Origin of the sequence: Marinomonas pollencensis, assembly GCF_003387375.1 — a bacterium.
GTDB classification, from domain to species: Bacteria; Pseudomonadota; Gammaproteobacteria; order Pseudomonadales; family Marinomonadaceae; genus Marinomonas; species Marinomonas pollencensis.
Genome location: NZ_QUNG01000019.1, coordinates 26,237 through 50,954 on the forward strand (window position 1 = coordinate 26,237; position 24,718 = coordinate 50,954).

General features: G+C 44.6%; 25 protein-coding genes and 1 tRNA gene. 7 read left to right on the plus strand and 19 right to left on the minus strand.

Annotated elements, in window-relative coordinates:
* Positions 1 to 6 precede the first annotated feature (6 nt).
* The 6 genes from DFP81_RS17250 to gorA all read right to left on the minus strand — a co-directional run bounded on the left by DFP81_RS17250 (position 7) and on the right by gorA (position 5,141).
* The gene (locus DFP81_RS17250; protein ID WP_115899133.1) at positions 7 to 444 is read right to left on the minus strand and encodes a YHS domain-containing (seleno)protein; all 438 of its coding nucleotides are present in this window, start codon (positions 442 to 444) and stop codon (positions 7 to 9) included.
* Positions 445 to 453: 9 nt separating this feature from the next.
* Entirely contained in the window at positions 454 to 1,212 is a 759-nt protein-coding gene (locus DFP81_RS17255; protein ID WP_115899134.1) for an NRDE family protein, read from the minus strand.
* Between the two features lie 3 nt (positions 1,213 to 1,215).
* The gene (locus DFP81_RS17260; protein ID WP_115899135.1) at positions 1,216 to 1,764 is read right to left on the minus strand and encodes a DinB family protein; all 549 of its coding nucleotides are present in this window, start codon (positions 1,762 to 1,764) and stop codon (positions 1,216 to 1,218) included.
* Positions 1,765 to 1,796: 32 nt separating this feature from the next.
* Positions 1,797 to 2,933, minus strand: coding sequence for an ATP-grasp domain-containing protein (locus DFP81_RS17265; RefSeq protein ID WP_115899136.1), 1,137 nt, complete (start codon positions 2,931 to 2,933; stop codon positions 1,797 to 1,799).
* Complete coding sequence (locus DFP81_RS17270) at positions 2,930 to 3,511, minus strand: DedA family protein (RefSeq protein WP_115899137.1); 582 nt, start codon at positions 3,509 to 3,511, stop codon at positions 2,930 to 2,932. Before DFP81_RS17270 ends, DFP81_RS17265 begins: the two co-directional genes overlap by 4 nt.
* 253 nt (positions 3,512 to 3,764) lie before the next feature.
* Positions 3,765 to 5,141: a glutathione-disulfide reductase gene (gorA, locus tag DFP81_RS17275; RefSeq protein WP_115899138.1), complete on the minus strand. Its 1,377-nt coding sequence runs from the start codon at positions 5,139 to 5,141 to the stop codon at positions 3,765 to 3,767.
* A 176-nt stretch (positions 5,142 to 5,317) separates the two neighbouring features.
* Here gorA and xthA point away from each other — a divergent pair, with 176 nt between their 5' ends.
* Together xthA and DFP81_RS17285 are read left to right on the plus strand one after the other, a co-directional pair.
* Positions 5,318 to 6,130, plus strand: coding sequence for an exodeoxyribonuclease III (gene xthA, locus DFP81_RS17280; protein ID WP_115899139.1), 813 nt, complete (start codon positions 5,318 to 5,320; stop codon positions 6,128 to 6,130).
* Positions 6,131 to 6,310: 180 nt separating this feature from the next.
* A complete protein-coding gene (locus DFP81_RS17285; protein ID WP_115899140.1) occupies positions 6,311 to 6,628 on the plus strand; it encodes an ArsR/SmtB family transcription factor in 318 nt (105 codons plus the stop codon).
* A 665-nt stretch (positions 6,629 to 7,293) separates the two neighbouring features.
* Here the strand turns inward: DFP81_RS17285 and DFP81_RS17300 are convergent.
* The 5 genes from DFP81_RS17300 to DFP81_RS17320 all read right to left on the minus strand — a co-directional run bounded on the left by DFP81_RS17300 (position 7,294) and on the right by DFP81_RS17320 (position 12,592).
* The gene (locus tag DFP81_RS17300; protein ID WP_245959207.1) at positions 7,294 to 7,995 is read right to left on the minus strand and encodes an alpha/beta fold hydrolase; all 702 of its coding nucleotides are present in this window, start codon (positions 7,993 to 7,995) and stop codon (positions 7,294 to 7,296) included.
* A gap of 25 nt (positions 7,996 to 8,020) precedes the next feature.
* Positions 8,021 to 8,866 (minus strand): DNA ligase, encoded by an 846-nt coding sequence (locus DFP81_RS17305; RefSeq protein WP_115899144.1) that lies wholly within the window; start codon positions 8,864 to 8,866, stop codon positions 8,021 to 8,023.
* A gap of 190 nt (positions 8,867 to 9,056) precedes the next feature.
* Positions 9,057 to 10,985, minus strand: a complete 1,929-nt coding sequence (gene htpG / locus DFP81_RS17310) for a molecular chaperone HtpG (protein ID WP_115899145.1) — start codon at positions 10,983 to 10,985, stop codon at positions 9,057 to 9,059.
* 184 nt (positions 10,986 to 11,169) lie between these two features.
* Positions 11,170 to 11,871 carry an O-methyltransferase gene (locus DFP81_RS17315; RefSeq protein ID WP_115899146.1) on the minus strand — a complete coding sequence of 234 codons (702 nt, stop codon included), beginning with the start codon at positions 11,869 to 11,871 and terminating at the stop codon, positions 11,170 to 11,172.
* Positions 11,861 to 12,592, minus strand: a complete 732-nt coding sequence (locus tag DFP81_RS17320; protein WP_115899147.1) for a DUF599 domain-containing protein — start codon at positions 12,590 to 12,592, stop codon at positions 11,861 to 11,863. The genes DFP81_RS17315 and DFP81_RS17320 overlap by 11 nt, the downstream gene beginning before the upstream one ends.
* A 181-nt stretch (positions 12,593 to 12,773) precedes the next feature.
* Between DFP81_RS17320 and DFP81_RS17325 the strand changes: the two genes are divergently transcribed.
* Positions 12,774 to 12,858, plus strand: a tRNA-Leu gene (locus DFP81_RS17325).
* Between the two features lie 190 nt (positions 12,859 to 13,048).
* Here DFP81_RS17325 and pyrC read toward each other — a convergent pair.
* From pyrC to DFP81_RS17340, 3 genes are all read right to left on the minus strand, one after another.
* Positions 13,049 to 14,080 (minus strand): dihydroorotase, encoded by a 1,032-nt coding sequence (gene pyrC, locus DFP81_RS17330; RefSeq protein ID WP_115899158.1) that lies wholly within the window; start codon positions 14,078 to 14,080, stop codon positions 13,049 to 13,051.
* 147 nt (positions 14,081 to 14,227) lie between these two features.
* Positions 14,228 to 16,060 (minus strand): DEAD/DEAH box helicase, encoded by a 1,833-nt coding sequence (locus DFP81_RS17335; protein WP_115899148.1) that lies wholly within the window; start codon positions 16,058 to 16,060, stop codon positions 14,228 to 14,230.
* A gap of 224 nt (positions 16,061 to 16,284) precedes the next feature.
* Entirely contained in the window at positions 16,285 to 17,157 is an 873-nt protein-coding gene (locus DFP81_RS17340; RefSeq protein WP_115899149.1) for a LysR substrate-binding domain-containing protein, read from the minus strand.
* A gap of 142 nt (positions 17,158 to 17,299) precedes the next feature.
* Between DFP81_RS17340 and DFP81_RS17345 the strand changes: the two genes are divergently transcribed.
* Both DFP81_RS17345 and DFP81_RS17350 read left to right on the plus strand, forming a co-directional pair.
* Positions 17,300 to 18,235, plus strand: coding sequence for a DMT family transporter (locus DFP81_RS17345; protein ID WP_115899150.1), 936 nt, complete (start codon positions 17,300 to 17,302; stop codon positions 18,233 to 18,235).
* 227 nt (positions 18,236 to 18,462) lie between these two features.
* Entirely contained in the window at positions 18,463 to 19,185 is a 723-nt protein-coding gene (locus tag DFP81_RS17350) for an SDR family oxidoreductase (protein ID WP_115899151.1), read from the plus strand.
* A gap of 166 nt (positions 19,186 to 19,351) precedes the next feature.
* Here DFP81_RS17350 and DFP81_RS17355 read toward each other — a convergent pair whose 3' ends face one another.
* Positions 19,352 to 21,058, minus strand: a complete 1,707-nt coding sequence (locus DFP81_RS17355; RefSeq protein ID WP_115899152.1) for a proline--tRNA ligase — start codon at positions 21,056 to 21,058, stop codon at positions 19,352 to 19,354.
* A gap of 210 nt (positions 21,059 to 21,268) precedes the next feature.
* On the opposite strand from DFP81_RS17355, the gene DFP81_RS17360 reads away from it, so the two are divergent.
* Positions 21,269 to 22,279 carry a permease gene (locus DFP81_RS17360; protein ID WP_115899153.1) on the plus strand — a complete coding sequence of 337 codons (1,011 nt, stop codon included), beginning with the start codon at positions 21,269 to 21,271 and terminating at the stop codon, positions 22,277 to 22,279.
* A 624-nt stretch (positions 22,280 to 22,903) separates the two neighbouring features.
* Positions 22,904 to 23,299 carry an ArsR/SmtB family transcription factor gene (locus tag DFP81_RS17365; protein WP_115899154.1) on the plus strand — a complete coding sequence of 132 codons (396 nt, stop codon included), beginning with the start codon at positions 22,904 to 22,906 and terminating at the stop codon, positions 23,297 to 23,299.
* Positions 23,300 to 23,579: 280 nt separating this feature from the next.
* Here DFP81_RS17365 and DFP81_RS18140 read toward each other — a convergent pair whose 3' ends face one another.
* The 4 genes from DFP81_RS18140 to DFP81_RS17380 all read right to left on the minus strand — a co-directional run bounded on the left by DFP81_RS18140 (position 23,580) and on the right by DFP81_RS17380 (position 24,634).
* The gene (locus tag DFP81_RS18140; RefSeq protein ID WP_281272049.1) at positions 23,580 to 23,711 is read right to left on the minus strand and encodes a methyl-accepting chemotaxis protein; all 132 of its coding nucleotides are present in this window, start codon (positions 23,709 to 23,711) and stop codon (positions 23,580 to 23,582) included.
* Positions 23,702 to 23,839, minus strand: a complete 138-nt coding sequence (locus tag DFP81_RS18270) for a hypothetical protein (RefSeq protein ID WP_181903130.1) — start codon at positions 23,837 to 23,839, stop codon at positions 23,702 to 23,704. Before DFP81_RS18270 ends, DFP81_RS18140 begins: the two co-directional genes overlap by 10 nt.
* Positions 23,806 to 24,312, minus strand: coding sequence for a PAS domain-containing protein (locus DFP81_RS17375; RefSeq protein ID WP_115899155.1), 507 nt, complete (start codon positions 24,310 to 24,312; stop codon positions 23,806 to 23,808). Before DFP81_RS17375 ends, DFP81_RS18270 begins: the two co-directional genes overlap by 34 nt.
* A 127-nt stretch (positions 24,313 to 24,439) precedes the next feature.
* Positions 24,440 to 24,634 (minus strand): PAS domain S-box protein, encoded by a 195-nt coding sequence (locus tag DFP81_RS17380; RefSeq protein ID WP_115899156.1) that lies wholly within the window; start codon positions 24,632 to 24,634, stop codon positions 24,440 to 24,442.
* Positions 24,635 to 24,718 lie beyond the last annotated feature (84 nt).

The following is a 24,718-nucleotide window of genomic DNA, read 5'->3' on the forward strand; positions in this document are numbered from 1 at the left end:
TCTCCATTATTCACTAATCAACTGTGGCCAAACTCTATCGGCTTTATGAATAAAATCGGTTGGGGCTTTATCCCATTTTGATTTGATATCAGCGTCATAATTTAAATACAGCTTATCGTTTACTATCGCCCATTGATGAGGATCAGCTGGGGCAAAAGCACGCTTTTCTGCAACCGCCCAAGCGCAATAACCACCGTATTGCGGCGCGTATTTCTTAGGGTTTTGCTCAAACAAAGCTAAGTTTTCTGCACTTGAAAAGTACCAATCCGCGCCCTTGTATTCGCTAACAAATTGAGCATCTCCTTTTACCGGTTTATGTTGTGTAAAATACGCAACCGTATCGTAGCCTTTGAGTGCTTTATCACTAAAATACCCCGTATAAATAGGATCTTGGGCATAACTAAATGCACTAACGAATAACAGCAGTGATAATAAATATTTCATAGTAAACCTCTAATAATCGAATCTTTTAACTCTGGTGTGACGGGGTAGAGAAACTCGCTGCAACGCCAGTGCTGCGGTGGTCAAATTCTCACAAGGAGCACCACCAAGGTAGGACATACTGTGTTCGTAGGGAGTCACTTCAACATGGGTAAAACTGACCGTATGTGCATCTTCTCGATGCATACAAAAGGAATGATGTAATTGCTCTGAGTCATGGCTCTTATGCAAAGCAAGTAGCCTTGAACAGCTTTCTCCCTGCTCAATACAATCTTTATATGCTTGACCTCGTGCCTGCTGGACACTCTTTAAGTCCACACCAGAAGAAAAACGGGGCGACCATTCAGGAAAAACTGCAGCCTGTAGCCCATTCCATTCAAAAGCCATGACTTTCTGCTCGCTGCGCGTTAACTGCGGATCAAAGGCCAATAAGGTGAATGGGGCAAAGCGAGACAACTCCAGAGTATCAAACGCCGCTGTTAAGGTTTTAATATTCGCTTCGCTTGATAAACGCTTTACTAACTGTCCACGGCTGATTAATTGCCCACTTGGAACCTGCCCTTGATAATTGTTTAACAGGCACAGGGTCAAGCCGAACTCATTAACACTGATCCAACTGCCATTCGCTACTGGATCGATCGGCATCAAGACGCTAACACCACTCAATGACAAGTGCTGAGGCGGTAATGCTAAAGCTCGATGCTTCTGTTCATCGCGGTTAAAAAATAGCTGGTAGCCCTCTTCGTGAAGCAACCAAGAGACTGAACACATACTCTATTGCTCCCTAAAATAGGTGACTGTTGCAGGCGCATAGCCAAAACGGCCTGCTACCTTCACATTTAATAAGCTCACTACCACCTTTGCCATGGCAAAATGGTGGGTAGCGTGTAAAGAAGCAAAGGTCAGCTCGCGCCCTAACGTGGATTCCATTTCACAAGTTTGCGCATGACTTAGCGATACCTCAGCCAATACAGAAATCGGTGTATCGAGGGACTCATCTGTAAAAACCTGCAGCCATTGCGTTAACTCAACAATGGTAACCAGAGCTGCGGCCCGTGAGGTTTCAAGGGCATGCCCACGACGTCGTAAGTTATAATCGATAAAATCTGTACGGCGATAAATACTGTAAAATACATCCAATAAATGGCGAAAATGCTCACCGATAGAGCTCGTAACATGAGGGCTAGCCAGGTAACAATATTGCTCATCGTTAATGGATTTTAAAAACTGTCGACCTTGCTCTAAGCTTTCTAAACAGCCTGCAACTATCGCGTTTTCGTGTAAGGCTTTGTGGGTTAATACTTTGCTAGAATTCAATGACATAAATCACTCCAAAAAAACCATGAAATACTGCGTTAATCCGTCATTGGATACTGTTTCATAAGCGCTTTTTCTTCTTTCCATGCGCCAATCAATGTTTTAAGGGAAGGCGGTTTATAACCACGCTTCTTCTGCGCCGCGCCAATTTCAAACAAGATCCGGTATTGTGCTAGCAAGGTTTTATAAATGTCCTTTAATGGTGTTTTACGATCCCAAATATGCGCCGCTTCACTGCTCGCGCCATTAAGTTCCAAAATGGTAAAATGTTCGCCCGCCATAAAGCTGTTGATGTCTCGAAACTTAATGTCCAAACGACCGTAGTAATAGCCATCGACATCAGCCAAAATGGTATCCAGCTTTTGAGTTAACGCCTCAGAAATATACTGATTCCCATCGCGAAAGATCGATCCTCGACTGTGGCTTCCAGCAAACGCTAGCTGAAATTCCTGCCCAGTTGGAATCACCCAATCGAGTTTGTTTTGGTGACGCGGAAGGTATAAATGGCTTAGCTGCCCTGCCCTTGGATTCTGCTCAATCAGTTCTTTGAGTGTTTTCACACCATCACCCACCACTGACGGCGTGTACTTCAAGGTAATTGAAATGATTTTGCCTTTTGATTCATTCGGATGGCGTACATAAAACACACCAGCTTCGGCTTCATAAGGCGCTTTTTCCTGCAATAAAAAACGGGCATTGTCTGGGTACGAGGCTATATACTCTTTAAGCTGCTGCGTGTTTTTCAACAACTTCACCCCCACTCCCCGACAACCTAAATCAGGCTTAGCCACAATAGGAAAGCTCAAACTCGCTTCAGCAAGGGAATTCTGCGCTTGCACTTCTTGCTGACCTACTGAGTCCGTTGTCTTAATCATAGAGATAAAAGGCGAAATCCATGGTGCAGCAATTGGACCTGCTAAACTTAAAATATCGTGCTTCGATTCCCCCACCATGCCGCTTAAGAAAATCGTCGGATTTACGACCAGAGGCAAACGAACATCGCCATAACGCACCGCCAATAGCAGACTCTGCAATACCACAGGGGTATAGAAAAACCAGCTGGGTAAAAATTCATAAGACGAGACGGCACCGCTAACGTCTTCTTCTAAATAAGGCATTCCAGCATTAATTTTGCCTTCTGCAATACAGGGTATGTTGTGAGCATGTCGATTCATGACAACCTTCTTGAAATGGAATAACGAACAATTCGATTCACCGCGTACAAACAAGCAGCGGCCACTAAAATGAGCATCCATTGGTATTGAGCCGCTTGCACCCAAGCGCTGCTACCCAATTGATAGATCAAAGAAAAAACTAAGGCGACCCATAGGGTGGTCGATAGCATGGCGGAAGTTAAAAAGAGTCTGAACGAAACCGAGAAAAAACCACTTAAGGTGTATCCTGCGGTACGTAACCCCGGAATAAAGCGGATAACGCAAAGATTTAAGAAAACCCCTTTTTGAAAGCGGCTTCTCAGCGGAGAAAAGTATTTATTATGATAAATACGATAGCGTAAAAAACGTATTTTTTTAGCGTAGACACCAAGCAGATACAACCCAGCATCGCCACTGATAATACCAAACATAATGGCAATTAATGCGTAACTCGGGGCTAAGGCTTCTTGGGCAGAAAGAGAAGCCGCCGTCACAATCGCAACATCTTCCAGCAAATAGGAGAGGAAGATAATTCCGACCATAATAAGCCAGATGGGCGAGCCCTCTATGCTAATAAGCTGTTGAAATTCGTTAATCAAGAAAAGCCTCGCTTCGGCGGTTAACCATGTTAGTTAATGGTTAGTCGTCGGCAAGGTAAGTTCTATTACAGTTAAAACATTTATTTTTTAACAATAGTTCTTAGCTAGGCGCGGATTAAAGCCTAGAACCCATATAAATCAATCAGATAAAAGATTAAAAAATAAAAAAGGCGTTGTTATCTCTGAGTTTAGAAACAACAACGCCTTTAGAGGTAAGTAATATTCAGAAAAGGAGCAGAGAAGCTGCCCTTTACTATTTTTTAGTTTTTAACGCCGCATCCGAAAATGTTACAAATTCTTCTGCACTGGTCGGGTGAACACCCACTGTTGCATCAAAATCTGCTTTGGTCGCGCCCGCTTTTAATGCGACACCTAAGCCTTGCATTATCTCACCGGAATAATCGCCTACCATGTGCGCACCAATGACTTTATCGTCGGCATTGTTTACTAACAATTTCATCAAGGCTCGCTCTGTGCTACCACTTAAAGTGTGCTTCATAGGGCGGAAATCGGTTTGATAAACTCTAAAATCCAAGCCACGCTTTTCTGCTTCTTGCTCACTCAAACCGACCGTACCAATAGATGGCTGGCTGAACACAGCAGTAGGAATATTGTCGTAATCAAAATCAATGTCTTTGCCGTCAAACCAGTAAGAGATCAACGCCATGGCTTCTTTGATCGCCACTGGTGTCAACTGAATGTTATCGGTTACATCACCTAAGGCAAACACACTCGCCGCACTGGTAGTGAAATTATTATCCACTTTCACCGCGCCGTTTTTGCCTGTTTCAACGCCAGCTTTGTCCAAGCCCAGTTTATCAATATTTGGCACACGGCCAGTGGCATAAAGTACCAAACCAAAGCTTTCAGAATGTCCATCTTGGAAATGTACAATACGCTCACCTTCTGGCTGTGCTGCGTCCGCCAACTCAATCGACTTAACATCCGTATTCAAACGAACATCAATACCAGACTTGCGGTACTCTTCTGAAGCAAATTCGCGAACATCTTGATCGAAACCACGTAATAGCTGATCGCCACGATAGGCAAGGGAGGTATCCACTCCCAAACCATTTAAAATGCCAGCAAACTCAACCGCAATATAACCACCGCCGACCACTAAAGCCTTACTCGGTAATTGCTCTAAGAAAAACATTTCATTAGAGCTAACAACCAACTCGCTGCCAGCAAATTCAGGAATAAAAGGCTTCGCACCGACTGCAATCAAAATGCGCTCTGCAGTGTATTGGACACCGCCAACTTCTACCGTGTGAGCATCCACAAAAGAGGCAAAACCCGAAATAATCTCCACTCCAGCATTGTTCAACATGTTTGAATAAATGCCATTCAAGCGCTCAATTTCTTGGGTTTTATTGTCTCGCAATGTAGGCCAATCAAAACCAACGCCTTGCGCACTCCAACCAAAACCTGACGCTTGCTCAAAACCATGACCAAACTCCGAACCGTAAACAAACAGTTTTTTCGGAACACAACCAATGTTCACACAAGTACCACCTAGCGCGCTGCCTTCTGCAACCGCCACTTTGTAGCCTTTAGATGCGGCCACACGACTCGCACGAACACCGCCAGAACCTGCACCAATAACAAACAAATCGTATTGATAGGACATTATTATCTCCGTCAAACTGAATATAGATGCCATGCAGTGTACCAGCAGCACGAACTAAGTAAAAAGACCTTCTATCAGCAAGATGAGTAAAAACAATGAAACCATGGCGATCAACCACTTTATGCCTGATACACAACTGGGTATGATTAACGAAATTCGATTAACAAGGAACGACAGTGAAATTTGTCTCTTTTAACATCAACGGTTTACGGGCACGTCCTCATCAAATTGAAGCGCTCGTTGAAAAACATGCTCCTGACGTTATTGGTCTACAAGAAATTAAGGTACACGACGACGCCTTTCCCCATGAGATCCCAAAATCAGTGGGGTACCATGCCTATTACTATGGGCAGAAATCCCATTACGGCGTAGCGATTTTTAGTAAACAAGAAGCGACTTCTGTCGAATATGGTTTTCCAGGCGACGATGAAGACGCCCAGCGTCGCATGATCATCGCCACCTTCGACACAGCGCAAGGCCAAGTCAAGGTCCTCAACGGCTATTTTCCACAAGGTGAAAGCCGTGACCATGAGACTAAATTTCCTGCAAAACGGAAATTTTACGCCGACCTAATGGACTATTTAGCCAGTCATTCCCCCGATGAGAAAATTATCGTGATGGGCGACATCAATATCTCCCCCACAGATTTAGACATTGGCATCGGCGAAGCAAATGCAAAACGCTGGTTGAAATCCGGTAAATGCAGCTTTTTACCTGAAGAACGCGAATGGTTTAAAACCTTGACTGATTGGGGTTTTGACGACAGCTACCGCCTGCTAAATCCAACTAAAAACGACCGTTTTAGCTGGTTTGACTACCGCTCCAAAGGCTTCGCAGATGAACCGAAACGCGGCCTACGAATTGATGTGATTATGTCCTCTAAAGGTCTTACTCCTTATTTAGAAGCATCGGATGTGGACTATGAACTAAGGGCATTGGAGAAGCCTTCTGACCACGCTCCTATTTGGTCAACCTTTAACATAGATTAGTAAACTCGTCGGGGCGACATCTGATCATATCTTAACCAAATTGATCCGATAGGCGCCCCTTCTGACAGATAACAGCGTCATTAAAGACTACCCCCAGATTTATCCACAGACAATGTGGATGAATTAACAAAATGATTACAAACATAACATCTTGTCACATAAGACAAACAAAGGAAGCCCATGCCAAAAAACGACATAGCAACGGACGACATGGCAGTTCAGGCTGGCCAAGCCGCCGCTTTTTTGAAAGCCATCAGCAATGAAAATCGACTCATGATTCTTTGTTACTTATTAGATCAAGAGATGTCCGTTACTGCACTAAATAATAAAGTGCCACTCAGCCAATCCGCTCTCTCACAACACTTAGCCATACTCAGAAAAGACAAGCTAGTAGATACAAGACGTGACTCGCAAACCATCTACTACCGAATTAGCGACAAAAAAGTCATTACCCTTATTCGTACCTTACATGACTTATTCTGCCCATCTCCTAACTGATGCTAGCTGCTTAACAAGACACCCAAGCACTTAACAAGACATCCATGTTAAAAGCACCACCAGCACAGCACTTAACAAGACACCCATGTTAAAAGCACCACCAGCACTGCCTTTAGGTAACAGGCTTTTTTCGCTGGCGTGGAATGATGTGCGATTGCTGTTCAGCCTTGCGAGCTCTTGAAAAAAAACGTTTGTATTTTTTTGAGCACTTAACAAGACACCCAAGCACTTAACAAGACATCCATGTTAAAAGCACCACCAGAGCACTTAACAAGACATCCATGTTAAAAGCACCACCAGCACTGCCTTTAGGTAACAGGCTTTTTTCGCTGGCGTGGAATGATGTGCGATTGCTGTTCAGCCTTGCGAGCTCTTGAAAAAAAACGTTTGTATTTTTTTGAGCACTTAACAAGACACCCAAGCACTTAACAAGACACCCAAGCACTTAACAAGACACCCATGTTAAAAGCACTGCCTTTAGGTAACAGGCTTTTTTCGCTGGCGTGGAATGATGTGCGATTGCTGTTCAGTCTGGCGAGCTATTTAACACTTAGCAAGACACCCACACTAGAGACTTAATAAGACACCCATATTAAAAGCTCCACCAGCACTGCCTTTAGGTAATAGGCTTTTTTCGCTGGCGTGAAATGATGTGCGATTGCTGTTCAGTCTTGCGAGCTCTTGAAAAAAAACGTTTGTATTTTTTGAGCGAGCCACACTGGTTGCTCAAGTGGAATCATGTGCCCACTGTGTTTAGCAGAATAACAAGATACATTGGGATAGCTGAGCAGTCGTTCACATATATCGTTAGGCAACAAAATATCCTCTTCACCAACACAAAAGCAGCAGTCTAATTCTAAGTCGTTGAGCTTAGGCCATAAAGTTGGGCGTTCTAGAGAGCAACTTAGCTGCTGAATCAACACCGCCTCTCCCAAACTTGCGTCCATGGCCTGAATTAAGCTGAGCAAAAAGCGACTTTCTTTATTACGTTCCCCTAACATAGCGATCGCTTTCTTAGCCGGAATCCCCTTGTAACCTTGCTTAAGCACCCAATTTAGCGCTTGTTTACGCTGTGCAACCTCATTATCCATAAGGCCCATTGCAGCATTTGATATCACCATTAGCTGCTTTATTCGGGCAGGATATTTGACCGCAAAAGCGCTTGCCAAATAACCTCCCATGGAAAACCCTAACAAGTGAAACGGTTTATCAGGTAACTGCTCAGCTAAGGCCATTACCATACCCTCCAGTGAGTCCTCCATCGGAAGCACAATATGACGCAATTTGATGTCACCTAATAGCGGCCGTATCAATTGCCATAATCGGTCATCACACATAGTGCCGGGTAAACAATAAATCTCTTTCAAAAATATACCTTTAGTGAATGGATTATCATGGATGATCGCTACGGACCCGTAAAAAACTCGCAAAACGAGGAATTCCGCGGGCGGTGTAACCATGATATTGATAGGTAATAATAGAGCCTACTTGAGGAGGATTAGCACGCTGTGCATCGGTAAATCCCGAGCCAATTTTAAAACGTCTTCCCGATGGCATTTCGACTAACAAAGCCCCCATCTGATTGCGGTATTTTCCTTTTCCCAAGGTAACCCCAACCACCCTTGCTTCGGCATCCATAAAAGGTTTCAACTTCAATAAGTTATCACTGCGCCCAGTGCGAAATAAAGCACTTTTACGATGCAATATTAAGCCCTCTGCCCCTTGGTTAATGTATTCCGTTAACCGGGCAGCCAACTGCTCATTAGTAGCTACCGTAAATTGCTCAACGGGTTTCACGAAAGGCAAGTTAAGATCATCGATTAATTTGAGATAGCGCTGACTGCGCTGTAAAAAAGTATGCTGGTAGTCTGGTGCATCAAAGACCATATACTTCAGCTGACGCCACTGGTGATCAATTGGTACCTGCTTTGATGTGGCAGAGGCAATAAACTGAAAATCATTATGCTTTGACCACAGCTCACCATCCAACCACACATTTGGTAGCCGCTCAGTAAACCAGATGGGCGCATGTATTGGATTACCGGCACGTGTTACGAGCTTATTACCTGTCCAAATAGCCCGAACTCCATCGTACTTCTCACTGATTAAAAAATCGCTCACTGATAAGTCATCAGAGTATGTTTTTGCCAGTTGCACTGCTGGCTGGTTAGCATGCGCACTGCTGTAAAAAAACACAAAACAGACGAAACAGCACAGTCTCAATATTGGCTTATTCATTATCCACTCCTTGGAATATTACTAAACTGACAAGCTTCATGGTCGCTATACCAAGCTATCCTTAACGGGGCATAACAATAGTCAGTTCTAAAAAAGGTGCATTACTCGCACGCCTTATACGAAAAAAGCTCACACCTAACGAAAGGTGTGAGCTTTTAGTGTAAGACAGTGTTGAAGATTTAACCTGTGCTTATTGGCTCAATTGAACAATCAATTTGTTCATACGGCTAACAAAGGTAGCTGGATCTTCAAGTTGGCCACCTTCAGACAAGGTTGCTTGCTCGAACAACAACCAAGCCATGTCAGAGAAGCGATCCTCATCAGATTCAGAGTCCATTTTAGCCACAATTGGGTGATCTGGGTTGACCTCTAAACTTGGTTTAGATTCAGGCAATTGCTGACCCGCTTGCTCCAGCAAACGACGCATTTGCAAGCCCATATCATGCTCACCGACCACAAGACACGCTGGAGAACTGGTCAGACGGTCAGTGCTTTTCACATCAGCAACTTTCTCGTCCAAGACCTTCTTCATACGTTCAAGCAAAGGTTTAATTTGCTCTGCTTTCTCTTCTTTCTCTTTTTTCGCCTCTTCACTTTCGTCTTCAGCGATGTCCAGTTTGCCCTTGGTTACATCTTGGAAAGATTTGCCCTCAAACTCTTGTAGAGAAGACATCATCCATTCATCAATACGATCACTCAATAGCAGCACTTCATAGCCTTTCTTACGAAGGATTTCTAAATGAGGGCTGTTTTTCGCCGTATTATGGCTTTCCGCGTAAATGTAGTAGATCTTATCTTGATCTTCAGGCATACGCTCAATGTATTCAGCCAAAGAAACCGTCTGCTCAGGCGCATCCGTTTTGGTGGTACTGAATCGGATCAAGGCTGCGATCTTATCTTTATTGCCCATGTCATCTGCTGGGCCTTCTTTGATCACGTTACCAAACTCATTCCAGAATTTTTGATATTCTTCTGGCTCGTTCTTCGCCATTTTCGCCAACATGTCCAATACACGTTTGGTCAATGCAGAGCGCATAGAGTCAACCGCATGGTCATTCTGTAGAATTTCACGAGAGACGTTCAAAGACAGATCATTGGAATCCACTACACCTTTTACAAAACGCATATAAGGCGGTAGGAAAGCTTCCGCTTCATCCATGATAAACACACGTTGCACGTACAGTTTTAGGCCACGCTGCATGTCGCGGTTCCAAAGATCGTACGGTGCTTTTGAAGGAATATACAACAGACTTGTGTATTCCAACTTACCTTCAACCTTGTTGTGAGACCATTTCAAAGGTGCTTGGTAATCATGGGAAACGTGCTTGTAAAACTCTTCGTACTCTTCTTTCGTTACTTCGTTACGAGGGCGAGTCCACAACGCTTTCGCAGAGTTAACCGCTTCAAATTCTGGTGCTTTTGTTTCGTCTATTGGCTTAGGGTTACCTTCTTCGTCCATTTCTGGGTAAACCGGCTTTTCCATTTCCACAGGAATGGAAATATGGTCAGAGTATTTGGTAACCAAAGAACGAAGGCGGAAGTTATCAGCAAAGTCTTTTTCATCTGCTTTAAGGTGCAGAGTAATGCGCGTACCGCGAGTCGCTTTGTCAATGTTCTCAATAGTGAACTCACCAGAACCGTCAGACACCCAGCGAACCGCATCACTTTCTGCGGCACCAGCACGACGCGTTTCAACCGTTACTTTATCTGCCACGATGAAAGCAGAGTAAAAACCAACACCAAATTGACCAATCAATTGGCTGTCTTTTTTCTGGTCGCCGGTTAATTTTTCAAGGAAAGAAGAGGTGCCAGATTTAGCAATCGTACCTAGATTGGTAATGGCTTCTTCACGTGACATGCCCATACCGTTGTCATCGATAATGACAGTGTTAGCGTCTTTATCAAATTCAATGCGCACACGTAGATTTGGGTCTTCAGCGAGAAGGTCGGCGTTAGCGACAGACTCAAAGCGAAGCTTGTCTACTGCATCAGACGCATTAGAAATGAGCTCTCTTAGAAAAATTTCTTTGTTGGAATACAAAGAGTGGATCATCAAATGAAGTAGTTGTTTTACTTCGGTTTGAAACCCTAACGTTTCTTTTTGAGTATCAGTTGCCATGTTGTAGCTTGCTCCTATTTGAATGAACCCTTGGAAGAACCAAGGGGTATTTCTAAATGCTTGTGCATTCTAAATAAAGCCTCTTCAATGGATTTCAAGAGGCCTATTTATAAAAAAGGAGAAAAAAACAGAAAAAAGCTAAGAATATGAGCTGGTTATCAGTTGGGCGTGTTTTAAAGGCAAATCAAAGATTCTTCCGAACCAAGGTTAAACCATCGCCAATCGGAATCAAAGACAGTTCAACGTCCATATCTTGATGAATGGTTTTATTTAATTCTCTGACGACGCAGGTGTCTTTATCATCAAACGCCTCATCGGCCACATTTCCCCACCACAAGGTGTTATCGACCAAAAGGCAGCCACCGGGACGCAGCAATTGCTTAGCTAACTGATAGTAAGCCAGTAGATTTTTTTTGTCCGCGTCAATAAAAATAAAATCAAAGGTTCCCGCTTCATCCAGCAGAGATTCGAGCACCGGTAGCGCCTTATCACAATAGGTGGTCACGCGGTCTAGCACGCCCGCCTCATCCAAGTAACGGGAGGCAATATCCAACCACATTTGTTTCTTTTCAATCGCCACTAGAGTAGCAGATTCTGGCATTGCCATCGCCAACGACAAGGTGCTATATCCCGTAAACACCCCTATTTCTAAGAGTTTTTGTGGAGCTTGAAGCTTGACCAACAAACTCAGTAATTGACCCACTTCCGGAGCCAATTGCATTCTGGCCATATGGTATTGCGCGGTTTCACGACGCAGCGCTCTTAAAATATCGTGTTCACGAACTGACACATCAATTAAATATTGGTATAGCCTATCGTCGACTTTAACCGTGCGATTAGTGGGGTTATCGTGATCGGGTAATGGTTTAGGAAAATTAGGAAGCATGTGACTTAATGACGAGTCCTCGACTCAATGTTTTAAAAGTTTTTGATCTAAATTCACGGCGATACAAGACAGCAACCACAGTAATACTTGCTGCCATACAAAAGTAAGGCCCCAAGAACCAAGCGCAAAACGCCATGGCAAAATAATAAGCACGCAAACCATAATTGAACTGATTCGCTGCCAAACTGCATATTTGCGCCATATGCATAGCATATAACTCTCGCTCACTCTCTTCTATCCCTCGTTCCGTTGCTAATGGTGCGCTCCCCACCAACACAGAACAAAAGTTATATTGTCTTACAGACCAAGTAAAAGTGAAAAATGCATAGGCAAAAATAAGCACAAGAACGATAATTTTAAGTTCCCATTCTTGTCGACTTCCTGGTGCCATCAGATAAAAATCTGACAACACTTCCAACGCCTCTTTAGAATACTTAAAACCGGCAAATAGGCCGGCAATAATCAACAGAGAACTGGAAGCAAAAAATAAGCTACTGCGCTCTAGGTTCGCCATGACCGAAGCATCGGCGATGCGATTATCGCGGCGCAGCAATCGAGACATCCAAGCCAAACGGAATTGATGCAATACACTCACCAAGCAAGAACGGCGCTTAGAATTATAGACAGCGTAAAAAGCATACCCTCCCCAGCACCCAATAAAGACAAACAATGTGACAAGATCAAGGGGATCAAGGAGCGTGGAGACTGAGCTACTTTCCATTTGGGAACTCTATCATCGAATGATTAAAAGAAGGCCTTCATTAAATCACTTTTTCTGCAGTTTGTCCTTGTTACTACACGTAAAAAAACAAAAGATAAAAGCGCAATCAATAAACATTAAATTGTAAAAAACACTTGCATCGCTCTGAAATAAACGTATTATGCACGCGTCAACACGACATGCGGATGTGGTGGAATTGGTAGACACGCTGGATTTAGGTTCCAGTGCTTCACGGCGTGAGAGTTCGAGTCTCTCCATCCGCACCATCTAAACACCTCTTATTACTTTTCTTGTTACTCCCCTATTTTTTAACAAACTCAGAAATTTTACTATTTACTCAGCAAATACAGCCTGATGCTTTTTACAAAAAAAGCCAAGCCCATCACTGAGCTCGACTTTCTTTTATAAAGTAGCCGACATGCTTTTAAGTAAGCTTCCAGCAAACACTTCCTAAGATCACTTCAGCTTCCAACTAACCTGCTTGCCAGCAAAGAAAGGCACAATCGGGTCGCCATTTGGTAAAACAATACTATCAGGAACTTGCCAAGCCTCTTTCACTAGAGTGACGGTTTGTGTGTTGCGTGGCAATCCATAAAAATCTGCACCATGTAAGCTAGCAAAACCTTCCAATTTATCCAAAGCGTCTAGCTCATCAAACACTTGAGTGTATAACTCAAGTGCAGACCAAGCACTGTAGCAACCCGCGCAGCCACAATCTGACTCTTTACGGTGCTTCGCGTGTGGCGCAGAATCTGTACCCAAGAAAAATTTAGAAGAGCCCGATTTCACTACCGCGCGTAATGCTTCTTGGTGGATATTACGTTTTAATACTGGCAAGCAATAGTTATGAGGACGCATACCGCCATCCAACATATCATTACGATTTAACAATAAATGTTGAGGGGTAATCGTCGCTGCCACACCTTCCCGAGCAGCCAACACGAAGTCCGCTGCATCTTTCGTCGTAATATGCTCAAAAACGACTTTTAAATTTGGCACACGCTCAACAATTTTGACCATATGCTGATCGATAAATTCTTTTTCACGATCAAAAATATCGATGTGTTTCTGCGTGACCTCACCGTGGATCAACAACAGCATGCCATTGTCAGCAAGCGCCTCAAATACTGGGTATAAAGACTCCAGCGAGTTAACGCCCGAATCTGAATTGGTTGTCGCGCCTGCTGGATACATCTTAGCCGCTAACACGCCTGCTTTTTTGGCTGCTTTAATGTCTTCGACGGATGTTTTATCTGTTAGGTAAATCGTCATTAATGGCGTAAAAGTACTGCCTTCAGGGCGCGCGGCCAGAATTCGCTCTTGATAGCTGAGCGCTAACGCTGCCGTGGTCACAGGGGGAACAAGATTAGGCATCACCACTGCACGCTCAAAACAACGAGCGGTCGCAGGTACGGTTTCCAACAGCATTTCGTCGTCACGAAAGTGTAAATGCCAGTCATCTGGTTTGATTATAGTAATTTCGTTCATCACAGGCCTTTTAGTCATAATAAGAAAGCACAGTGATTCTAACAGAATCGTCAAAGAGAGACAGCGCAACACCATTCGTCAGCCATAAAAAAGGCCGAGCAAAATAATTGCTCGGCCTTTTTAAAAATTCACGCAATCAAAACAGGATTAGCTGTCTTTGCGAGGACCTCTTGGACGACGGTCTCCGCGATGATTATCACGATTGCTTGGACGGCGACGATCACCAGAGCCGTTACCACCAGGGCGACGACGAGATGGCGCAGCAGCCAGCTTGTTCAATGCATCAGCATCTTCCAACTTAGCAATTTCAGAACGCTGACCGCAAATACGAGTCTTGTTCAGTTTATCAATCGCTTCCGCTTTAAGATCTGTTGGCAGATCAACTGTGGCAAAGTTTTCGTAGATTTCGATGTGACCAATGTAACGGCTTTCGATATCCGCTTCGTTGGCAATCGCGCCTACAATGTTACCTGGCTTAACACCATCGCTGTAACCCACTTGAACCACATAACGCGTCATCGCAGTATTTGGATCATCTTTCAGTGGCATCGCATCTTTGGTCACTGGACGCTGCTTACGCTCACGCGGTGCACGATCAGAACGATCCCCACGATCGCTACGCTCAGAACGTTCGCGACGCTCTTGACGCACTTCCATCTCAGACAATAGCAAAGGCGTTTTGCCTTGTGCCATATGAGCCAAAGCCGCTGCCATTTTCAATGGATCCACTTCGTTTTCTTTTTGGAAGCCCTCAACAAGCTCCAAGAAGAAATCTAGGTTTTCATTATCCATTGTGTCAGTAATGCGTTGTTTGAAACGATTTACACGCTGCTCATTGATATCAGAAGCAGTAGGTAAATTCATTTTCTCGATCGGCTGACGAGTCGCGCGCTCAATGGCTTGCAACATACGACGCTCACGATGAGCAACGAACAAAATAGCAGTACCAGAACGACCAGCACGGCCAGTACGACCAATACGGTGAACATAAGATTCAGTGTCGTATGGAATGTCATAGTTGACTACGTGACTAACACGCTCAACATCCAAACCACGAGCAACGACATCCGTTGCAACAAGAATGTCGATTTGACCTTTCTTGATGCGATCTACTGTACGTTCACGTAAATTCTGGCTAATGTCACCGTTCAAGGCTTCACAAGCGTGGCCACGTGCCGTTAGCTTCTCAGCCAATTCTACCGTCGCTGCTTTAGTACGAACAAAGATGATCATGCCATCGTGTTCGTTCATTTCAAGAATACGAGTCAAAGCGTCTAGCTTATGCAAACCACTTACTGGCCAGTATTTTTGAGTAATAGTAGTCGCTGTTGATGTTTTCGTAACAATCTTAATTTCTTTTGGATTCGTTAGGTGACGGTTAGCCACTTGACGAATAACAGAAGGCATAGTTGCTGAGAACAAAGCGATTTGACGAGTTGGTGGTGTTTGTTCAAGAACCCACTCAACATCATCGATAAAGCCCATGCGTAGCATTTCATCGGCTTCATCAAGAACCAGCGCCTTAAGGCCTTCTAGCTTCAATGTTTTACGACGAATATGATCCATCACACGACCAGGTGTACCAACGACAACCTGAACGCCACGTTTTAGCTGGCGCAATTGTGTGTCGTATGACATGCCGCCATAAATTGGCAAAACATGAAAATCTGGGATATGACGTGCATAAGTTTGAAATGCTTCAGAAACCTGAATAGCAAGTTCACGAGTTGGAGCCAATACAAGTAGTTGTGTCGTCTTGTCTGTAACGTCTATGCGAGACAGTAGCGGAAGCGCGAACGCTGCCGTCTTACCAGTACCCGTCTGCGCTTGCCCCAGAAGGTCACGACCTTCTAATAGAAATGGAATACTTTGCGCTTGGATAGCTGAGGGTTGCTCGTAACCGAGGTCGGCAACCGCTTTAAGAACAGGGGCAATTAAGCCCAACGAATCAAATGTAGGCTGAATTTCAGCGTCAGACATGTAAATGTGTACCTTTTTTTGGTGGGAGCAAGGCCTGTAACAATTTACATGCCTTAACGAAATTACTCTGGAAATTCTCTGAGGAAAACCTGATCGGGTATTATATACGAACAATAAAAATTTTGCCAGCCTAAGCCAGGCAAAAGACAGATATTCTTAAGTCTACGAAACCGAGGCTAAAATCCCTCAAAACGCGACGCGAAAAGTCCCTTAATACCGGTCATTCATTGAAACGCGAGTCGCTGTGCACACCACCGCCATATTTCTTCCACCGCCTTTCTATGGCAAGGTAAGTTCTTACGCACCAGTGAATAAGGCGGCTCTATTGTAAGCACCTTATCTGTGACCTGCACCAACCTGCCAGCGTCAAGATCGGTAGCAACAAAAGCACGACAAGCCAAGGCCACTCCCTGCCCTGCCAAAGCAGCATCTAAAGCCAAAGTTGTTTGATTAAAAACCGCCCCTGGCAACCTTCCTCGAACACCCAAGAAAGTAGACCACTGTTGATGTGAATCATGAAGCAATGGCAACTTATGCAATTGCTCCAGAGTAAAAGGAAGCGCGTTATCAGCAATAAAATAAGGACTGGCCACTGCAATAAGCTGCTGCCTAAAAAGCACGATTGCTTGCAGATTATCCGGAAAGCTTTCTTTACTCAAACGTACCGCAATGTCTACTTGGTCACGATCAAAGTCTGCCAATGATTCTGTTGCCACAGTGCGCAGCTCCACATCAGGAAAGGCCGCATTAAGTTCAGCAAGTCGCGGAATTAATAACTTAGAGGCAAAACTCGGCGGCACACTGATAGTGACAGTTTCAGGGCTCGCCAACAATTGCTCGGTCGCTTCTCCCATCACATCAAACGCGCGCCCAATATCAGCCAGATAAAGCGCCCCTTTTGACGTTAATACAAGCCCTCTAGGCATTCGCTGAAACAAGACAACCCCTAAATGCTCTTCTAGAGCCCTAACCTGTTGTGCAACCGCCCCCTGGGTAACACCCAGTTCGTCGGCGGCAGCCCGAAAGCTCAGCCTACGCCCAGCGGCCTCAAAAGCTCTCAAGGCATTTAAAGAAGGCAATTTACGACGTGATAGCATACTTACATCCTGTAGTTTTTCTACAGCCTAGCAGAATTATTTAACGCGCGAAAGCAAATCAAATTAGCCTTACAATCTAGACTAACTCGTATTGCCCACATTAATCTGGTGGAGCAATAATTCCGTCATCAAGGAGCATATCGTGTTTCGAACTTATCTCGCACTGATCGCATTGGGCGTAATCTGGGGCTCCAACTTCATCTTTATGAAATGGGCAACCGACCTTATCTCACCAACACAAACAGTATTCTTACGAGTTTTGTTTGGCTTTGTGCCACTATTATTGGTTGCCATCAAAGCAAAAGTGCTTACCCGCCAACAACTCAAGCACCTACCCCACTTCGCCATTATGTCCGTCTTAGCCACCACTTTTTACTATTACGGTTTTGTTGCAGGAACGGCTCGCCTTCCCACCAGCATTGCGGGCTTGCTGAGCGGCTCCATTCCAATATTTACCTTTATTTGCGCCTTTCTTTTTTTACGTCAAGATCGCCCAACGGGGCAAATGGCTTTTGGCGTACTAGTGGGATTTATTGGCATTACCGTGAGCGCCCGCCCATGGGAAGGTGTCGCTGGTGCTGAATTGGCAGGAACCCTTTGGATGATTGCTGGCACACTTAGTCTTGGCGTGTCTTTTGTTTATGCCCAGCGTTTTTTATCTGCGTTACAAATACCACCTTTGGCTCTGGCCACATGGCAAACAGGTTTCGCCACTCTTACCCTACTCGTGTTAACTCCTTTTGACGGCATTGGCGCCATCGCCGATGATCAACGCGCTTTATTAGGTGCTATTTTTGGCTTGGGCATACTCGGTACAGGCGCCGCTTTCTTCATTTATTACTTTGTCATTGAAAAGCTCGGCCCTGTGCGTGCCGCTGGTGCAACCTATATCGCCCCTGTCGTTGCCGTTTTGATTGGCGCATTTGTCGGAGAAGAGATTACTGCCAGCACTATTTTAGCTCTGTGCCTGATACTTGGAGGCGTTGTCCTGATACAAACTGGCAAACGCAAAACCAACGACACCCCCAAACAAGCTGAAAACACTCAGCTTAACCAAGCCGAAAAAACAGTGCCTTAAGAGCTTAGCCTGCCCCAAAAAAACGGCAACTCCAGCGCTTCTGGTGTTGCCGTTTTTTATTAGCGTTTTCTAATCGGTGGACTAGCCCGCTAGGGAAAAGACAGAAAAAGGACACCAGCAAACTTTTTTACCAATAGTTTTTCTACAGCTATACACGCATATTTATCGCGCGAAATACAACCTATTCTTAGACATACTATTGTTTCACTCGAATCAAGGAGCAGACCATGAACCAAACAACATCAAACACCCAACAAAAAGTAGCCATTATTACCGCGGGCGGCTCTGGCATGGGCGCAGCCGCCGCTCGAAGGCTCGCAAAAGATGGCTATAAAGTGGCTATTCTTTCTTCATCAGGCAAAGGCGAAGCCCTTGCTCAAGAGCTCGGCGGCATTGGTGTGACCGGATCAAACCAATCTAACGAGGATTTACAAAAATTGGTCGATATGGTGATGAACAAATGGGGACGGATTGATGCCCTAGTGAATTCCGCCGGTCACGGACCGCGCGCCCCCATTATCGATATTTCTGATGAAGATTGGCATTTAGGTATGGAGGTGTATTTTCTCAGTGCGGTTCGCACCATTCGGCTGGTAACTCCGATTATGGAAGCCCAAGGCCATGGCAGCATTGTCAACATATCCACCACTTGGGCCTTTGAGCCTTCCGAGGTATTCCCTACTTCCACCGTGTTCCGCGCAGGGCTGGCTAGCTTCATCAAGATATTTGCCGATCGTTACGCGAAAAATAATATTCGCATTAACAATGTACTGCCAGGCTGGATCGATAGCTTACCTGCTACAGATGAGCGCAGAGAGAGCGTGCCTATGGGACGCTATGGCAAAGCCGAAGAAGTCGCTGCAAGCATTGCTTTTTTACTGTCAGATGACGCAGCTTATATTACAGGACAAAATTTACGCATAGACGGCGGCGTCAGTCATTCCATTTAAATGCACGAATTAAAGCAAACAAATCTATGGGTCAATGGGCAGCAACTTATCACAACAAGGAGCGCAATATTAAGGAGGCATCAGCTGATATCGGCTGATGCCTCAATCTTGTAGACGCTTAATACCATAAAAAAGTCAATCCATTGAAATTCAATGCATTAATGACTTACAAGTTCTCTAAATATGCTTTTAACACATCAACACTCATCAGTTGCTTTTTCCCTGTTCGCCGCTCTCTATACTCCAAGAAACCTTGATTAAGGTTCTCTTCGCCAATCACAATAATATGAGGGATACCGATCAGCTCCATATCCTTCAGCATCACACCAAAACGCCCTCTATCATCAAGCAAAACATCCATACCCTTAGAAACAAGCTCTGTGTATAAGCTTTCTGCCACATCTAATAATCGACTGGATTTATGCCCACTCACAGGCACGATGGCCACTTGAAATGGAGCAATCGCATCTGGCCAGATAATCCCCAAATTATCATTATTTTGCTCTATTACTGCGGCGACAACACGAGAACAACCAATCCCATAGCTCCCCATTTCCATGGCCTGCTGCCTACCATAGACATCAAGGACAGTTGCCCCCATAGATTCTGAATACTGGCTACCTAATTGAAAAATATGGCCGACTTCAATACCGCGCTTAAGAAATAACTTTCCTTGCCCACAAGGGCTAGGATCACCTTCAACTACATTACGCAGATCAGCGACCTTGGTTGCATCTACATCAGTCCCCCAGTTTATTCCACAGAAGTAGTTACCTTCAGCATTAGCACCTGAGATGAAATCACCCAACACAGCTGCAGAGCGATCAATAATCAATGGAACACCAAGCCCAACCGGACCGAGCGCCCCCTTGCCCCCAGTCATATATTCGCAAGCTTCCCTATCCGTAAGCACATGGAGTGGATAAGCCACATCACAAAGCGCCGCCACCTTAGTTTCATTTAGCTCATGATCCCCTCGAACAACCAGAGCAATAACATCCTCCTGCATTTTATCGGACGCTTTTACCAAGTATGTTTTGACTGTTTTTTCAATGGAAATACCATATTGCTTAGCAAATTGCACGACTGTTCTAACCTCTGGCGCTTCAATACGCGTCATTGTTTTCTCGGCAATAGCCTGCCTCTTAAATGGCGATAAAGCCTCAGTGTTTTCTATGTTCGCGGCAAAATTGGAGTCAGTTGAAAATGCAATTAGATCCTCACCTGTCTCAGCCAGCACATGAAACTCATGGGATGTCGCACCCCCAATAGCCCCACTATCAGCGGACACAACACGAAAATCCAACTCCATACGGGTGAAAATATTACAGTATGCCTGATGCATTTTCGCGTAGGTTTCTACCAAGCTTTCTTTATCTAAATGAAATGAGTATGCATCTTTCATAGTGAATTCTCGTGACCGCATAACACCAAAACGAGGCCGCATCTCGTCTCGAAACTTGGTTTGAATTTGAAACACATTGAGAGGCAGTTGCTTATAGGATTTCAATTCATTACGAGCAATGTCCGTAATAACTTCTTCATGAGTTGGAGCCAGCACAAAAGAGCGGTTTTGACGGTCTTTTATACGCTGCAATTCAGGGCCAAACTTAGTCCACCGCCCACTCTCCTTCCACAGCCCAGAAGGTTGAACTATCGGCATTAGCATTTCTATCGCCCCTGCATTATTCATTTCCTGACGAACAATACCTTCCACCTTGCGCAACACCCGCAGCCCTGTTGGCAACCAGGTGTATAGCCCTGATGCTAATTGGCGGATCATTCCTGCTCGCAACATCAATTTCTGGCTAGTTGTCTCTACATCTTTAGGCGCTTCTTTCAAGGTAGATAGAAGGTAATTACTAGTACGCATAGTGAGTTCCGCTTGTCATTTATAAAATAAGTGATGGCTATAAATGCCTGATTTATCTTGCTGCCACTCAAGCCGAAGGTAAATTAAATACCGAGAAACAAGATTTAACCTACCTATACAGAGAAAATCACAACAAATAAAAACACTTGCACAATAGCGCTTATGTGTATACATTGCAATTCTTGTTTTAACAACCCTTAGAGAAGAACTATGAATACTGAAAAATTAATGATCGCATTAGATGAGTTCATCCACGTTGGCGGCGGACTAACTATTGTGATTGCCGTGGTTTCCATCATTACAGGACTAATGCGCGAGTACCTTCCGCAAGAAAAGCTCCAAAAGAAACTCACCAAACACGAGAAATGGGGGTCATTGCTAGGGGCTAGTTTTGGCATGCTCACCCCATTTTGTAGCGCCTCTGTCGTACCGGTCACCATGGGAATGGCATCAATGGGAGTGTCACTTGGGACAGTATTAAGCTTCTTGGTGTCCGCCCCTTTATGTAACTTCATCGTACTGGCGATGGTCTATGCCGCCTTTGGCTTTAAGGTCGCTGCTGTTTATCTAGCGGTTACCTTTAGCGCCGCCGTCATTGGCGGCTGGTTAATATCTAAATCTCCTTGGAAGAATGAAATAAAGCGCGGCGATGAATTAATAAATACAACAGCACCTTCTAGCTGCCGCTCTTCGAGCAGCAATACCGCCAACATGTCTCATTGCGAAATGCAGCAAGCGTCAAATTCCTGTGATCTAGAGTTGGGAGAAATGAATAATGGCTCTGCCTCAATTTCCATGGCACCATCAACATCAACAAAGATGAATAACGCGCTAAGCTTTGCACTGGCTCTGTTCAAGAGAATAATCCCTTACGTCCTATTGGGCGCATTAATCAGCGGCTTATCTGCGGCATACCTACCTGGCGAGCTTGTAGAAAAATATGTTGGAGGTGGCGATATGTCGTCCATCCTCATCGCAGCCGTCATCGGGATCCCGCTTTATCTTCGCATCGAGATGGCCATACCGCTTTTGAATGTTCTGATTTTAAAAGGAATGGGATTAGGGCCTGCGATTGCACTAATTATCGGCGGCACAGGCGCCAGCTTGCCTGAAATAGCGTTGGTTTCGGCCGTTCTGAAGCGAAAAGCCGTCGTCGCATTTGTGTCCATCATACTTATAGCAGCCATCATTGGCGGCACCCTCTTCCAATACGTCATTTAACTGGAATGCGCCATTCAACCGAATGGCGCGCACCCAGCTGGCTACCCTCAATAACAAGGAGATAAATCGTGAAAGAAACGTATATTAATGCCTTAAAAGCACTGTCTCATCCGAACAGATTGCAACTGTTCTGGGTTGTATTAAACGCAGGTAGAAAAATTAGCATAACTGAGGCGACAGATAGGATGAATGCTCCGTAAGAAGAAGTGACTAATGACTTAGAAACATTACATAAAGCGGGGTTAGTGATCTTGGAGAAGGAAACCAATTGCCTTTATTACAGAGCGAAAGAACAGGTAGAATACCAATATGAAGCTCTTGAAAATTCGATTCTTACCTGACTCACTTTTCAATCCAGACAAAGAACAGACATCATTACCTTCAGATACGCTTGATGACAATGAGAATGACATAAAATGGCAGTATCATTACTAATGAGTACGCTTGTCGTTTTTAGTCCGTAAGAGTAAATGGCTTTACCAAGATAAACAGAAGCACAATGACTGCAGCCTTATACAACAAAGCACGATATAATCTTCAAAAGCCCTGTGCTCACTGCATACAGAATTCTCCCAAGCAGCACACACATAACGACTTTAATCAATTCATTCTAAAAGGCCAATAATGGACGAGAAGTACATCGATGCACTAAAAGCGCTATCAGACCCGAAACGACTACGTCTTTTCTGGCTTCTGCTTCATATTGATCAAAGAATCAACGTTGCAGAAGCAATGGATGTCATTGGTGACACGCAATATAACGTGTCGCGCAATCTAAAACTGCTCCATAAGGCAGGTCTGCTTACCCCCGAGAAACAAGGTAAATGGGTGTACTACACCCTCAGAAAACAAACAGCCCCACACTGCAAAGCGCTTGTCGATTCCGTTAAGTTTTTACCGAAAGAGAATTTTGCAGAAGAGACAAAACGTTGCTTATTACGCTTTTCAATGCGCGTTGGTGGCGAATGTGTCATCGGCTCTAACAGTGAAGAATGGCTAGCGCTCATAAACCAAGAGTAAAGCCAATTAAGCACGCCAAATACCGGCATGGTGCAACTTTACAGGATGATCTCTTCTTGTATTGAACAACCATCCCCCAACACCCCATGCCGTTATGCTTACAACTTTGACTAAAGTCGACTGTTTAATTGACTGATGGTCTCAAGCACTTGTCGAGCGCCTAAGTGAATATCATTCATCACCGCACCAGCCTCTTCAGATAACTCATTGGCTACTTGGACCTTAGTCATGCTTTCTTCAATCAGCTCCACTGCATTTTGAGTCAGCAGCTTATTGTCTTCTACGACTTTAATAATATCTCCAGTCGCACCGTTGTTCTGGACGCTAACTGACGTACTCCATCCGCCACCACAGTAAAGCCTCGCCCTTGCTCACCCGCTCTAGCCGCTTCGATCGCTGTGTTTAATGCCAATAAGCTTGTTTGGTCAGCGATGCCAATAAGTTTGTTTGGTCAGCGATGCCACGGACATTACTAACCAACTCAGCCACTTTCAGTGATTGCTCACTCAATTCTGTGATGCCAACGGTTGCTTTAGCCATTTGCTCCGATAACTGACCCATTGTCGCCGTCGTTGTTTGAATGACTTCAATGCCTCTTTTGCAGCCGAGTCTGTCTTTAGCGATGTATCGTAAGCGAATTTTGACGTTTCAACCGTGGCTAATTCTCGATTCATTTGCTCGGTGATATTAGTGGCAAACTTGATGACTTTATAAAGTTCACCGGTGTCATCGAAGACAGGGTTGTACGATGCTTCTAACCAAATATCAGAACCATCACGACGAACTCGTTTGAAACGTTCCGAAACGTAGACTCCAGACCTTAATGTGTCCCAGGATTCCCTGTATGCCGCTGAATTAGACTCTTCATCCGAGCAAAAGATTCGCTGATGCTTGCCGATTATCTGGCTTTTTGAGTACCCAATGGCATGAAGGAAGTTATCATTGGCGTTTAAAGTCATCCCGTCGAGGCTGAACTCTATAACCGCGTTGGAACGGTTAAGTACCGTAATCATGTCCTCGGTTTCTCGTGATTTTGTGATCGTACGAGTTAGCTAAGAAGAAAATACATCTAACCCAATAGCGCCATTTGGTCTAGGCGACATTTGGATAATTGAACGGCACCAGTTTTCTGTTCCAGCTTTATTCACTAGCTGAACAGCGCCATGCCAATGACGCCTTAGCATTAAGGTTTTCGAACATCTGGCGGCAGTGGTCTTTATTGAGAGATTTCTCAGCCACTAAATCCTTAAGGCGCATGCCGATTAACTCATGCTTAGTAAAACCAATCGATTCAACAAAAAGCTTATTAACATCAACAATAACCCGCGAATTCAACTCCGAAGTGCACCACCCTCTAAATTATGCTGCGCTTCGTAGTTCATCGAACACCACCGCAGGTTGTCTATAACCAAGGCATTT